This window comes from Mesosutterella multiformis (assembly GCF_003402575.1).
In the GTDB taxonomy this organism is placed as follows: Bacteria; Pseudomonadota; Gammaproteobacteria; order Burkholderiales; family Burkholderiaceae_F; genus Mesosutterella; species Mesosutterella multiformis.
The window spans coordinates 568,305-582,477 of sequence record NZ_BGZJ01000002.1 but is presented as its reverse complement, the minus strand read 5'-3'; the positions used below and the strand labels follow the sequence as shown (position 1 = coordinate 582,477).

Annotated in this window: 6 protein-coding genes; 3 read left to right on the top strand and 3 right to left on the bottom strand. The window is 60.8% G+C overall.

The features are described from left to right. Positions 1 to 387: 387 nt before the first annotated feature. From M4NBBH2_RS11145 to M4NBBH2_RS11135, 3 genes are read right to left on the bottom strand one after another with little or no spacing between them, the layout of a single operon-like run. Entirely contained in the window at positions 388 to 2,301 is a 1,914-nt protein-coding gene (locus M4NBBH2_RS11145) for an ATP-dependent DNA helicase (protein ID WP_116271033.1), read from the bottom strand. A gap of 4 nt (positions 2,302 to 2,305) precedes the next feature. After that, on the bottom strand, positions 2,306 to 5,932 hold the full coding sequence (locus M4NBBH2_RS11140) for a UvrD-helicase domain-containing protein (RefSeq protein WP_116271032.1): 3,627 nt from the start codon (positions 5,930 to 5,932) through the stop codon (positions 2,306 to 2,308). Next, a complete protein-coding gene (locus M4NBBH2_RS11135; RefSeq protein ID WP_116271031.1) occupies positions 5,929 to 9,693 on the bottom strand; it encodes an exodeoxyribonuclease V subunit gamma in 3,765 nt (1,254 codons plus the stop codon). Before M4NBBH2_RS11135 ends, M4NBBH2_RS11140 begins: the two co-directional genes overlap by 4 nt. 336 nt (positions 9,694 to 10,029) lie before the next feature. Between M4NBBH2_RS11135 and M4NBBH2_RS11130 the strand changes: the two genes are divergently transcribed. The 3 genes from M4NBBH2_RS11130 (at position 10,030) to M4NBBH2_RS11120 (ending at position 14,131) form a co-directional block, all read left to right on the top strand. After that, positions 10,030 to 11,376 carry a glycosyltransferase domain-containing protein gene (locus tag M4NBBH2_RS11130; RefSeq protein ID WP_116271030.1) on the top strand — a complete coding sequence of 449 codons (1,347 nt, stop codon included), beginning with the start codon at positions 10,030 to 10,032 and terminating at the stop codon, positions 11,374 to 11,376. A 321-nt stretch (positions 11,377 to 11,697) separates the two neighbouring features. Further along, on the top strand, positions 11,698 to 13,353 hold the full coding sequence (locus M4NBBH2_RS11125; RefSeq protein ID WP_306307596.1) for a putative transporter: 1,656 nt from the start codon (positions 11,698 to 11,700) through the stop codon (positions 13,351 to 13,353). Between the two features lie 73 nt (positions 13,354 to 13,426). Beyond that, positions 13,427 to 14,131: a CpXC domain-containing protein gene (locus M4NBBH2_RS11120; protein ID WP_116271028.1), complete on the top strand. Its 705-nt coding sequence runs from the start codon at positions 13,427 to 13,429 to the stop codon at positions 14,129 to 14,131. Positions 14,132 to 14,173: the final 42 nt, after the last annotated feature.

Genomic DNA, 14,173 nt, shown 5'->3' with positions numbered 1-14,173 from the left:
TAGATCGTAATGTACAGAATATCCACATTGACTAAATTTTACAACCTTGTTAACCCGGTTGTTATGTTCCCTTGTTTACGATTATCTAATTGATTTATATCGTATTTGAATTTCATCCCGTAAAACAAAACGACAACCGCTGTTATATCTGTCAACGCTGATTCAATATTTATAGCGACACGGTAAATAGTGAATTCCGGGACACAAAAATCAGTACCAGGAGGCTTTCGCGCCCGCTTCAGACTACGGTATACCGCAAAAGAAAACCCTTCCGGGTTTCCCCTGAAGGGTTTGATCTAAACTAAGAAAAACAACTTAGGCCTTTGGATTCATGAGCCGGCTAAATAGTTTCCGCTCTCAAAATGGCTGTATCACAAAACAGGGCGCTTAGCCGGCTATGTATTTGTATTTCAGAAGGAGGAAATCGTTAAGCCGCGACGCGAGTCCGCCGCTTCGTTTCACCTCATGCATGACCGCGCGCTTCACGGCTTTTTCAGTCGCGAAGAGCGTGAGTTCCCCTTTCTTCTCGCGGCCGTTTGAGAGCCGGGTCACCGCGGTGTAGAGAAGTTCGCGGGACCCCGCGCCTTCGTTTCCGTCGGGAAGCGTTACGGCAAGCCTCGGGTACGAAGACCCCTGGCTCTTATGAATCGTGATCGCGTAGGCGGTTTCGTGTTCCGGAAGGAGCGCGGCGGGAAGCGCCTTACGGCGGTTTCCAAACCACGCGACGATGCCGCCCGCTTCACCCGGCAGCTCCACCGCGACGTCGCCATTCGCGAGCCCAAGCGCGGTGTCGTTCCGCCGCACCATGATGAAGCGCCCCGGGTAGTGGACCGCGAGGGGGTCGGCCTTTACGGCCCGCTTCACGCGGGTCTCCATCCACTCGTTCACGGCGTCCGTGCCGTTTGTGCCTGCGTGGATCGCGGCGAGCACCCGAACGGCGTCCGCCATGGTCCAGAAGGCCGCAAGCGCCTTATCGTCCTCCGGGTCGCCTGAGGGAACCGCGGGGAAGTGATCCGCGGCACCGGGCTTGAGGAGGAAACTGAATTCCCGCTCGAGCCACGCGGCGAGTTCTTCCGTCACGAGAGCGCCGTAACGCAGCTTCTGCTCCTCATGCCACACGATCGGGTTATCGGCGTCCGTCACCGCGCCCTGCCTCAGAATCTCAAGGATCCGGGAGACCTTCGCGCGGCTCCCGTCCTCAGGCGTAATCGCACGGGAGAGACGGTAGATGTTGGAGGTCATCGAAAAGCGGTGGCTTGACGTAAAGGCGCTGATCCAGGGGGAGAGCGCCCCGTCACCGTCCGAGAGGTCTGAGAACACAGCGCCCGGCCCCACGGCCGACAGCTGATCCTTGTCCCCTAAGAGGATGAGCCGCGTGCGGCGGGGATCGAGGATCGAGAAAAGCCGGTCCGCGAGGTCAATATCCATCATCGAACACTCATCCACCACGAGGACGTCCGCGGGGAGCGGGTAGTCGCGCGAGAGCCTCTTTCCGTTCACCGGTTCCAGAATCAGGCGGTGCAGCGTTTTTGATTGGATTTTCGCTTCGTACAGCATCTCCGCGTAATCCTCGAGCTCGGGGTCCGACTCCATCCAGCGGATCGCGCCAAGGATCGATTCATCGAGGTTTGAGGCCGCCTTTCCGGTCGGCGCAGCGCCCGCGATCACGAGTCTCTCGTTATCCGCGAGGAGGGAAGCAAGAATCCGGGCGACCACCGTGGTTTTTCCGGTGCCGGGGCCGCCCGTGATGACGGTGAGCCGATGGCGGAGCGCGAGATCCACGGCTTCATCGTGGTCCGGATCCATCCGCCCGGTTCTCTCATCCGCCTCGCGGAATTTCTCCAGAGCGTCTTCCGCTCCTTCACCCGGGTCGTCAGTTGCGCTTCCTGTGTAGTCGATCACGGCGCGCGCGAGACGCATCTCTTCCGCGAACCGCCGCTGAACATAGAGCCGCTCCCCCGGTTCATCAATCACGAAGGGAGCGAAGAAAAGAGGCGTCCCCGGAGCCGCGGCGAGGTTCCCGGACGCGGTTTCCATCGGGACCGCCGCGCCGGATGCCGTCAGAATGTCGGTCAGGGCGTCAGCTGACAATACGCCCGCCTTCTCCCAGTCATCAAAGCTCACGCAGACCGAGCCGCTCGTCTCCCGGTTCTCTTCCACCGCGGCGAACGCGGCCATGGTTTGCAGCAGCGCCGCTTCCGCGTTCTCGGGAAGCTCCCCGTTTCGCTTCATCGCGGCGATGAGGAGTTTCGCCTCTCCCCGGAATCCCGCTTCCAGATCGGTTTCTTTATCAAGCGCCATGGTGTCAGTCCTCTCCGAAAAGCAGCGTATCCGCGAGCCGCACAAGCGACGCGTCGGGTTTGAGAAGGATGGAAGGCGGAGTCTCAGGCGGCGTCTTCCCGCTGTAGCCGCGGATAAAGACGTAAGCCATGCCTCCGATCCGGTTCAGGGCCTCATCCGGCGTCTCATCAAACGCCTGTCCGAGATAGCGCCTGAGGGCGACAAGATAAATCAGCGCCTGCCACCCGTACTTCTCTTCCCGCATGAGGGTCATGAGGGCTGCCGGGTTATAGTCCTCCGCCGCCCCACGGCGTTCGTCCCCTGGCTGATCAGTCTTCCAGTCCGCGAGCCAGAAGAGCCCCGAGTCCTTTTCCTCAAACATCAGGTCGATACGGCCTTCGAGGTACCCAGCGAGACTCCGCTTCGCGTCGGCCGCCGCGACCGGGACGAGCGGGAGCTGGCGGTCAGATGGGAGCTTCGCGTTCGCGGCAACCAGCGTCCTGAAGAACTGGTCCGCCGTGAGACGCCGGTTCCGGACGTGGATCGAGAACGGGACTTCAGGCAGCGCGCACCCAAGCGGCGCATTCTTTAGAGACACCGAGCCGTCGCTCGAGAACCCCGACATAAAGATCCCCCGGATCCGGTCGAAGAGCCAGGCTTCCGCCGCGTCCGATCTCACCTCGTCCCGGGTCTCGGGGTCATCCGAGCCGACCGAATCCGGGACTTTGTCAGAAAGAAGAGTGAGGAACCTCGAGTGGGTCACGAGGTCGTGGAACCGATCCTGCCCCGCTTTCTTCCCCTCGAGGAACGCGGGGTCGAGGTGGAGCCCGGCGTTCACCGCGGCTTCCAAGAGCCCATGCACCGCGTCACCGGTGTCCTTCCCGCCCCGGAGGAACGCGGGGGAATTCTTCCCCGGGTCTTTCTTCGCCCGGGTGTCCCCCACGATGTCGTAACCTTCGTCCGCGAGGTCGTCGGTCTCAAGTTCCAGCCCCCGCGTAAGCCCCGTGTAGCTCGTGAGATGCCACGAGGGGTAAAGCGGGTGCGGTGTGAGAACGGAGGTCACCGAGTCCGGCGACGCCCGGAGGTCAATCGGATCCGGAAGCTCGGGGTCCGCGGCGTAAAACTCCACGTTCACGACCTTTGCCGTGTCCTCCGGCGTCAGCGTTTCAATGCTATCGGCCGCGGCAAGCATCAGAGCCTTTTTCTCCGGATCCTCGACTTCACTCGTCGCCTTCCGGAGTTCCGCCGCCATCTCGTCCTTCAGCGTTCCGGAGGCGAATGGCGACTCGGTTTTCAGCCGCTCGCTGAACGTTTCGAGCGCCTCATTCATACCCGTTCCCTTGAACAACTTGCCCCCTGGCAGCCCGAGGAGCTCGGTCCAGACGGATATGTTGAAATTCCACTGGAGCTTCTTCTTCGCGCAGTTAGGGAGAATCGGAAGAACGAGGAGCGCGCTCGCCCGGGTCGCCGCCACATAGGCGAGGCGGTAGAGTTCGTTATCCTCTTCCGCGTTCGCTTCACTCTGCCGGTCCTCATTCGGATTGAAGAGCGCCTCCCAGTCACTCTCCCCATTCCGGAAAAACGATATCGGCTTTTTCCTATGCAATCGGTTGCTCAGACTGCCCGAGTCCGGAAGGAACACAACCGGGTATTCAAGGCCTTTCGATGAGTGGATCGTCACAACCCGAACAAGCGATTCATCACTCTCCACCCGGATCTCGCGCCCGTCTGGAGCGGACGGCTTCGGGTTCGAACCATTCACCCGCTGGACTTCGAGGTCATACCAGCGAAGCAGCCCTTCGAGATTCCGGATCCGTTCGTCCGCCGCGTGAAGCAGCTCCGCGATATGGGCCCAGTTCGTGATGCTCCGTTCGCCCCCGGTCCGACCCAGATTCTGGCGCACGGTCTCAAACGCTGAGAAGAGCCTCGTGAAAGCGGCGGAGAGCCCCCGCTTCTGATAGTCATCCGCCATCGTCCGGAATTTCTCGAGATCAGCGAGATAAAGGTCATCCGCCCCGTCCCCCATAAGATCGGGAAGAGTCCGGCCGCAGATCCGGGTCGCCCGGGCGGAATTCACCGCGGTGCGGCTCTCCGGATTCGCGGCGGCGCGGAGCACGGCAAGGATTTCGTACGCTTCATCCGTCCCGAAAACATCTTCCGGTTTCTTATGCAGTGTCCGGATCCCGAGAGACGCGAGTTTCGATTCGACCGGGTACGCGTCTTTATGGTTCTTAACGAGAAGCGCGATGTCGCCCGCCCGGATCCGGGATTCGGAGAGCGTCCTCTTCGGATCCGCGAGACGGTTCCCGACATAGACTTCACGCGCCGGATCGAGGAGCCAGGCGATGCGTCGGGCAATCAGCGACCCGTCCGTTTCCCGCATAGCAGCCGCGCTGCCGCAGCGGGGCCAGACTTCTGACGTCTCGGGCCCTTCCACCCAGCGGCCGCTCCAGAGTTCAAACGCGGGGAGCGGCTTCACCTTCCCTCGTTCCCTGACAAACAGCGGGAAGTGGTTCGCGGTGCTTTTCACCGGGCTGTAGCCGATGCCGCCCGGGAACCGTGAGTTCCCGGCGGGATCCGTGAAAAGGGTGTTCACCGCGGCGACCTCAGCCGGCGTCGTCCGATAGTTGGTTGAGAGGGTATAAGGCGGGAGGACCGCGGATGCTTCGTCCCGCGCCTTCAGATACGTCCCGATATCCGCACCCCGGAAGCCATAGATCGACTGCTTCGGGTCACCCACGAAGACCGCGAAGCAGGCCGGTCCTCCTTCTTTCTCAGACTCAATAAAGAGACGCTTGAAGATCCGGTACTGGATCGTATCGGTGTCCTGGAACTCGTCCACCAGCACCGCCTGATAGAGCGACCGCACGCGGTTCCGGAAGTCAAGGCTTTCGTACGCCGTTTTTTCCATCCGGATCAGGATGTCGTCAAACGACATGAGGGATAGCCGGTTCTTCCGCTCAACGATCTGGGACTCCAGATGCTCACTCATGTCGGCGAGCATCGGCTGCAGGGCCGGATCCGCGTCCGGGAACGTCACCGAGGCCTCCGGGTGGCTCCGCTTCCAGCGAAGGAATCCCCCGATATCGAACGCGAGGATCTGGCGCACGAGCTCGGGGTCCGAATACGCCGGATCATTCAGATACCGGCGCTTGAATTCGTCGATCGCGGCAGCCTGGACCGAGGCGTCATCCCCGATCTCCCCCTCAAAGGGGTTGCCGCCCGAGAACGCCCAGGATTCCAGCATCTTGCGGCAGAAACTGTGGATCGTGTAGATCGCGCAGCGGTCAAATTCCTCAAGCGACCGGCGCACACGGTCGAGCGCCTCTTCAAGCGTGATCCCGTCATGCGTCCACTTATCGCGGAGCTTCCCGAATTCCTTCCGTTCGGATTCCGTGAGTTTCGACTCACTCCCGGGCGAAAGCCCGAGCACCGCCCGCCCCAGAATCTCCCGCACACGGCCTGAGAGCTCGGCGGTCGCCGCCTCGGTGTAGGTCACGATCAGGAACGACTCGATCGGGATCGACTTCTCAACAATGAACCGAAGCACAAGCCGCTGCAGCGTGTACGTTTTCCCCGTTCCCGCGCTCGCCTCAATAAACATGAGGGGCGAGATCGGAGTCTCATCAAAGCGGAATTCAGGGTTTGTCATTCGATATAGTCCGTCGTGAAGGGGAGATAAGGGCTTTCATCCGGCGAGTCTTCAGAAAGGTCTGTGGCAGGTTTCCCTTCCAGACGCTCGGCCCGGGCCAAAAGCTCCAGCGCGAGCGCCTTCCCCGCGGCATTGAAGGCTGCACCGTCCTCCCGGCTGTCGCTCCCGGTTCTGAGATAACTTTCCATTTCTTTGATCAGTTTTTTACGGAGGTCTGAAGACGTCTTTTTGTCTCTCGCTCCCTCCTCACCGCGGAAGAAGGGAGAAGACTCGAACTCTGACCCCGCCGGGATCATTGCGGTCGTCTTCATGATGTCAAAGAACATCACGCAGGTCCGGATCACGAGTTCCGCCTGTTCCGCGGTCCCCGGGTAAAGAAGCGTGACGCCGTCGGGGACGCCGCCAGGCTCCGATCCCTTTTCAAGAAGCCCCGCTCCCTTCAGGATGGCGACGGCAGACGGGAACTTGCTGTCATTCAGCCCCGAAAGCTTTTTGATATCGAGAAGCACCGTGAGCGTGTCGGGTACACGGACACCGCGCACCGCGGCTCTGAGGAGCGCTTTCACCTTTTCGCCATCAGACAGAAAGCTTTCAATCGCGGCCCACCGGCCGGAAGGCGTTTTGTAAAGCCGTTCCTCCGGAAACTCCACGGTCCAGTGAGGGCTTGGGGCTCTTGGGTCATCAATCCGCATCTCGTACGGGCGAAGCGTGACGGTTTCACCGGCCGCGAGATCCGACACCAGCCGCGCCGCCCGGTAGTGCTGGCCCGACACCAGCGGCAGCGTGGTCTTCCGGACCGCTTTCGTCCCGTACGCCGGATCGAGCTCCCGGACGGCAACGAAGTTTTCGAGCGTCTCGCCCCGCGCCACGGCGTCACTCACGTCCTTCCGCATGGCCCACATGCTGAGACCGTCATTCGGGAACCCGAGCGCCGCGGCCGTCGTCCCGGAATCATCATCCCGCCTGAGCCCCACGAGTTTCATCGCGAAATTTTCCGGGGCCGAGAGGAAGTCTCCGAGATCCGAGACGGGAAGCCTGAGATCCAGGTACCCGGGAAGCGCCGCCCCGGTCCCCACAAAGGACACCGAGGCCGCGTTTCCTCCGCCCTCCCGGATCGCGTCAAAAGCGTCGACACTCGACCCGAGGAGGTGCTTCGCTTCAGCGTCTTTCGTGAAATTCCGGCGTGAGTACCGCGCGAGCGGCACCTCGGCGTCCCAGGTGTTCCGGGCGGCGGTCCCGGTCGCAAGGGCGCGGCTCGCTTCCAAATCCGCGAGGAACCCCCGGAAGTCCGTCACGACTTCAGAGGGCGGAAGCGGCCGCTCCTTCTCCGGTCCCTCGGCGTAGAAGACCGAGAACCAGCTGCGGGCCGACATAATGAGGTCAAAGAAAATGTTCCGGTTGTCCCGCCGGCTGTCGCGGTCCCCGCGGCGCTTCAGCCCCGGGAGCCCCATGAGGTCAAATTCATCCAGCTGCACCGTGCCCGGGAAGCCGCTTGCGGCATCAAGCCCCACCACGCAGATCGCCTTGAACGGAATGCCGCGGAGGGCGTCCATCGACGAAATCGCGATCGCGCCGGTCGGGCGCGCCGGGACCGACCCGCTCTTGAAGCGCCGGGTGACGGAACTCCACATCACGGGGAACGGAATCCGGATCGGCTGGGCGCGGCCGGAGCGGAGCGCCGCGTCACGCGCGGTTTCGGCCTCCCTCACCACAATCGTCCGGAGGCTCTCGAGATCCGGCGCCGCCCACCAGCTCTTGCCCTTCGGGAAGAACTGATCGAGGAGCATCTGAAGCACCGGTTTCCAGTCATCGGTCCCCTGATCCTCGAGCTCAAAAATCAGACGCTCCGCGGCGTCGAGCCCGTCCGCGAAGCGGACGAGCGCCTGGAAGAGCTCGGGGCGGCTGGTCACCCGGGTCGAGAACCCGCCGCCTGACTTCGGGCGGACATCCAGCCACGCGTCCTGCTCCGACTCCTCGTCCCCCGCCATCGCGGCGAGCGTCAGACGCTCGAGCGCCCGCATCAAGGTCCCCTCGCACCCCGTCCCGTCATCGATATAGCGGTTTCCGGGCAGCTTCGAGAGGTTCCGGATGTGAGTTTCCGAGATTCCAAGCCGGAACCCCGCGTCATCGAGCCACGAGCGGATCGTACCGAGGTCTTCGACACCAAAGCCCCAGTTTTCCGCGATCGCGGGGAGGCTGATGAGGGATGAGAACGCATTGATATCCGCGGTTCCGCAGAGGAAATTCCCGAGCGCGATATAGGCCTGGGCGGCACCTGAGGAATCAAAAAGCGACCGCCCGACAATCCCGTACGCGATCGGTTTCGGGAGCGATGAGAACACCGCGTCAAAGACCGGGGCCGCGGTCTGAAGATCCGGCGTCGCGATCAGGAAGTCAGACGACGTCAATTCCGGGTGCTCAGCTTTCAGCGCGTAAATCCAGTCCGCCGCCGCTTCCACTTCGCGCGCGAGCGTCGGGGCGGACGCGATCCGGACGGATGGCATTCCGACTTCGGGCCGGGTCCACTCGGCTAGCTCCTCGGGATCGAGATCCTCGAGGAACGCTGTGTTGTTCCGAAGCACCGCCTCATGCACTCGGTCGAGCATCGTCCCCCGCTGATCGATCGGTCTCCCCGAAATCCTCGCGAGGTCCGCCTCAATAAAGGGGGGCTCGGGGGAACTGAGGAGCTCCGCGTCCTGGATCGGGGTCGCGGGGTTAAAGGGCATCGCGTGCGTTTCCGGTTCCGTTTCTTTCGGGGACCCCACGTCATCCTCCACCACCGGGGCGCTCGAGGCCTGCGTGAATTTCCAGAGTCGGTCCACGATCGCGCGGGTCTGCCCGGCGTTGCGTCTCAGCCACGGGCACCCTGACTCCTCCGCCCCCGTCGCGTCAAACCAGTATTCAGGGGACGGATTCATGAGGTAGAGCGACACACTCCGGTGGTAACTCTGCTGATAGAGGAAGGGGAGCATGAGGGGCGGCAATGCCGAGAGCCCAAAGATATGAAGAGGCGCGGTGTCGTCTGATACCAGTGTCGGCGCGGCGAGCCGGTGCGCGAGCCGCAGGAGCTGCCCCGCTCCGTGCCAGCGGCGGTCGTCTGTCCCCCTCTCTTCCGCGAGCCACCGCCAGAGGCCTTCTTCCCACCCGGCGTTCTCGGGGTGCTCATTGAAAACCACGCGTTCCCGCTCTTCTCTTAAGTTGGGGACGCGGTGATGCTCAATCCCTTCGCCCGTCATCCAGCGGTAAATCCAGTCAAAGCGGTACGTCGCGTATTTCGCGAACGCGGCGGACACCCGGACCGCGAGTTCCATGCGGGCGGTGTCATCCTCCGCTCTCGGGTTCCCCGTGAGGGGATCGGTGAGATAGTGACGGACGTTCTCCGACCGGGGGTCGTTCAGAAAATCGTCCTCGAGCAGCCGGTTCCAGACGAGCCACTCGAGTTCCGGGGTCTGCGCGAGGCTCCCGACCTGGGCTCCGAGGAAAGGCGTCAGCCATTCGCCCGGGAGCTCGAAATTGAACCCGGCGGAGATCCCCTCTCCCGACCCCGAAGCGTACCCGCGGGAAAGGCGGTTCCCCACCGCACGGCTTGGCACAATCACCGTGATCGGCGTGAAGAGCCCGGGGAACGCGGATCCATTCCGATCCTTCGCGAGGCGCTTCCTGTCCCGCTCCGCCATCTGGAAAAAGATCTTCTCCAGCACTTCAAAGCTGTTGCTGTAAAACGTGTGGAACCGGGGTCCCCGCTGGTTTTCGTTTTCCATCTCGCTCCTCTCGCGGCCGGGACACTTTTCGCTCGCTCCCGAACCAATCCATTGCCGGTCTATCTTACACGAGGGGGAATGGGACCGAGGCAGAACGAAACGTTACTTATAACGTAATGTATAGCGGAAATATCCGCGGATTCATAGGGATCCGGACAACATTTGTTGAACCGAGTCTCACGCCGCGTTTCGATTTCCCGCCTGCCCCCTATCCGGGATCGTCGCAAGACCCCCATTCCCGTGTCTGTTTTAAACTCAGGCAGGGAAACGACGGGGGCCGTGGGTTTCCGCCCCTTCCCCGTTTTCTCATCCGTTTATCGATAAAGGACCGACGCCGTGTTCAAGTTCCTCAAAATCCAGAAAGCCATGGTGAAGCAGCTCGAAAGCCTGGAAGCGGAGCGGGACCGGGTCCGGCAGTCTGAGGCGGAAACGAAAGCGGCTCTTGCGGCGCTCACTGAGCGGCAGACCGCTTTCCGAGAGGCGCAGAAGACGCTTGAGGATGAGCTTTCGCGCCTTGAAACCGAAAAAACGGCGCTCGAAGACCGTGAAACCGCGCTCACCCGGGGGCTTGAAACCCTCTCGTCTGAAAAACAGGCGCTGACTGCCACGGTGGATACTCTCCGGGCGAGAATCGGGACGCTCGAAACGGAGAAGGCGGTGCTCGCTGCCGCTCAGTCCGACGCGATCGCGCGGCTCGAGTTTCTGGAGAAAGAGAAAATCGGCTCGTCCCGCTATTGGGACTACATGTGGTACATCAAGACGTACCACCACGATTTCACCCGGGCTCAGGCGCTCGACTACTGGTACCGCACGGGGTGGAAGCTGAACGAGAATCCCTGCTCTTTTATTGATGTGGGCGCGATCCGAAGTGTCTCCGGAAACATCAACCCCGTGATCTTCCTTCTCGGTTCCAACACCGACTGGGTGACGCACCTCACCGCTAACCCCTACGAAGACCGGATTGAAGAGCACGTCGAGCGGTACCGGGAAGCGAAAAAAGCGCGGACAAAGTGCGAAGGCGCGGTTTACACCTGCGTCACGGGGCAGTACGACAGCATGGCGCACCTGAAGTCGCACGAATACCTCGATCCGGCCTGGGACTACATCCTTTACACGGATAACGAAGCCCTTCTCAAAAACCCAACTTACGGGGCGTGGGACGTGCGGCCGCTCGAATTTTCGTCACTCGACCCCGTCCGGAACAGCCGCTGGCATAAGACGCACCCGCACGCGCTTCTTCAAAATTACGATCAGAGCCTCTGGGCGGACGGAAACGTGAATATCCTCACGGACTTCCTCTTTCAAAAGATCCGAACTGAGCATCACGACCTCCTGATCCCGCGCCACTTCGCGAGAACCTGTATTTATCAGGAGGCGGCAGCGGTGAAAGCGGCCGGGATCGATGACCCCGCGCTCGTTGACGCCGAGGTGGCGCTTGAAAAGGCCGCCGGCTTCCCCGCGAACTACGGGCTGAATGAAACGAACATCCTCTATCGCCGTCACAAAAACCCTGAAATCATCCAATTGATGGACGAGTGGTGGGCAATGATTGAGAAATACTCGAAGCGGGATCAATTGGCGCTCAGCTTCATCCTCTGGAAGCACGGGATCACGGTGGAATCGGTGTCGTTCGAGAACACCCGCCTCATGAAGGACGATTTCTTCACTCTCGCCCACCGATAGACTTGGGAGCGCGGTTTTTCGAAGGCTCCCCCTTATCTCCCCCTTCTCAAAAGCATTGCTTTCAGTCAGACTGAGAGAGACGCATTTCAGCCCGGCGGGGTGAACAGCTTCCGCCGCCCCGAAATGTAAAGAGCGGGCGATCCCTGTCCTCTGATCAAAGGGAGTGCCGATATGCCGCCGGTCTGGGACAAAACCCGCGGGATCCGGGTGTTTTCCGCGGTTCACGGAAATTCAGAGCGCCTACAATACGCGGTTTTACGGAAAAAACAGATCGTCAGATTTTGAAGGAGTGAAGTATCGGTTATGACGTGGCTTAGTGACTTGCTTTTCAATCCATCGGGTTTCAGCCACGGGATGGTGGTGTATTCGTTTGTGATCGCGCTCGGGCTGACGCTTGGCCGCATGAAGGTTTTCGGCGTGTCGCTTGGGTCGACCTGGGTGCTCTTCTTAGGCCTCATCCTCAGCTGGCTTGGGCTTCAGGTGAACCCGGACCTCATCGCGTTCTTCAAGAATTTCGGCCTCATCCTCTTCGTATTCTTTATCGGATTGCAGGTGGGGCCGTCGTTCTTCGCCACCTTCCGAAACGGCGGCTGGGGCTTAAACGGGCTCACGCTTTTCGGCGTCCTCCTCAGTCTCGCGGTCACGATCGGGCTCTTCTTCATTTTTAAGGGCGACATCAGTCTCGCGCAGATGATGGGCGTTCACTTCGGCGCGGTGACGAGCACGCCGGGTCTCGGCGCAACGCAGGAGGCGCTGCACGCCATGGGGAACCACACCGATATCACGGTGGGGTACGCCTGCGCCTACCCCGTCGCGATCATCGCGATGATTCTCGCGATTCTGTTCCTTAAGAAAGCCTTCCACGTCGATATCGCGGCGGAGGACGAGGCCTGGGCCGAGCATCAGATGAAGTTCTCCCCAGCTCCGATCTACTACCACGTGACGGTAACGAATAAGGCGCTCGACGGCCGGACGCTTAAAGAACTCCGCGACATCATCGACCGGCCGTTTATCTGCAGCCGGATCCTTCACGACGCTCTCATCACCTCCCCCACCGCGAACTGCCAGGTGCACCTCGGGGATAAGCTCCGCATTGTGTCGAACAAAGACGCTAAGCTTTCTGTCGTCTCCTTCTTCGGTGAGGAGGACACGACGATCGACCTCGCGACAGAACATTCGCCCCTCATGGCGCAGTCGATCCGCGTGACCCGGTCCGCGATGAACGGGGTCCGGATTGAGCAGCTCCATCTCTCGCATTTGGATGGCGTCAATATCACCCGCGTCACGCGCTCCGGCGTCCAGTTCTTTCCGTATAACAGCCTCCAGCTTCAGATGGGGGACAGCCTCTACTGCGTGGGGCCGAAGAACTCGCTCGCCCGTCTCGCGGATCTCATGGGAAATCAGACGAAGTCGCTTGACCGTCCGAACGTGATCGCGCTCTTTATCGGGATACTCTTCGGCGTCATTCTTGGGAACCTCCCGATCGCGATCCCCGGGATGCCGGCTCCGGTGATGCTTGGGCTCGCGGGCGGTCCGCTCATCGCCGCGATTCTTCTCAGCTACTACGGTCCCCGGATCCACCTCGTCACCTATATGACGAATTCCGCGAACCTGATGCTGCGGCAGTGGGGTGTCTCCTTCTACCTCGCGTCCATCGGGCTCTCGGCCGGCGTCCCGTTCTTCAAGGCGTTTGAGGAAGGGATCGGGTTCCTTTATATGGGGCTTGGGCTTGTCATCACCGTGATCCCGATGATCGCGATCGCGGTGGTCGGGCGGAAATTCATGCATCTTAATTTCCACACAATCTGCGGCCTGATGGCAGGTACCTCCACCAACACCGCGGTGCTCGCCTTCGCCGGTACGCTCTCCGAAAAGAGCACTGCCGTGATCGCGTACTCGAACATCTACCCCTCCGCGATGTTTCTCCGTATCATTTCGGGTCAGATTGTTCTTGTGATGCTCTGGGCATACCTCTGAATAAAAAGCTAGTATTAACGGATTGCCCTAAAGAAAAACCAACAGACCCCAAAAAGGAACCAAAGGAACTGAAATGCCGCTTACGAAAGACATCACCTTCAAGTGCCCGGAATGCGGGGAAGAAATTCCGCTCACGCTCTGGCAGTCGGTGAACACCGCTGAGAATCCGAAAGAAGCGGAGGCGCTTGCCTACGGTGATCTCTTCTATATCCAGTGCCCGAAGTGCGGCTATCAGACGATGGCGAATTACTCCCTCCTCTACCACGACGTGGAGCACGGGATGATGATTCAGTACATCGCGACGCCGGACCGTGAGGAGCGCGCGAAGGAGATGGCGGAGTACCGGAAGGCCCGCAAGGACTCGATCGAAGCGGCGAAGGCGCAGGATCCGGCGCTCGCGAAGCAGCTTTACGGCGCCGTCTTCCGCTTTGTCACGAGCCTCAACGACCTTCGGGAAAAGGCGCTCATTCTCCGCGCCGGGCTCGACGACCGCTATGTGGAACTCGTGAAGGCCTACATCATGCCGCAGGCCGCCAACATGAAGCCGGACCTCGGGATCGAATCCGTGCGGTTCTTCCTCGATAAGGACGGGAAGCAGTACCTCTACTTCTTCGATAAAGACGGGAAGGAAGCGGGCTCCTGCGACTTTGATATGGAGTCCTACAACGCGTTTAAGAACGGACTCTCACTCGTTGAGGCGGACACCGATATCATTGACACCGGCTGGGCCCGCGAAGTGATCTCTGAGATCGAGTCTCAGGACACGTTCCAGGGTTAAGACGGCCGCCGATAACAATATTTCCCTCTTCCCCCGGAGAAC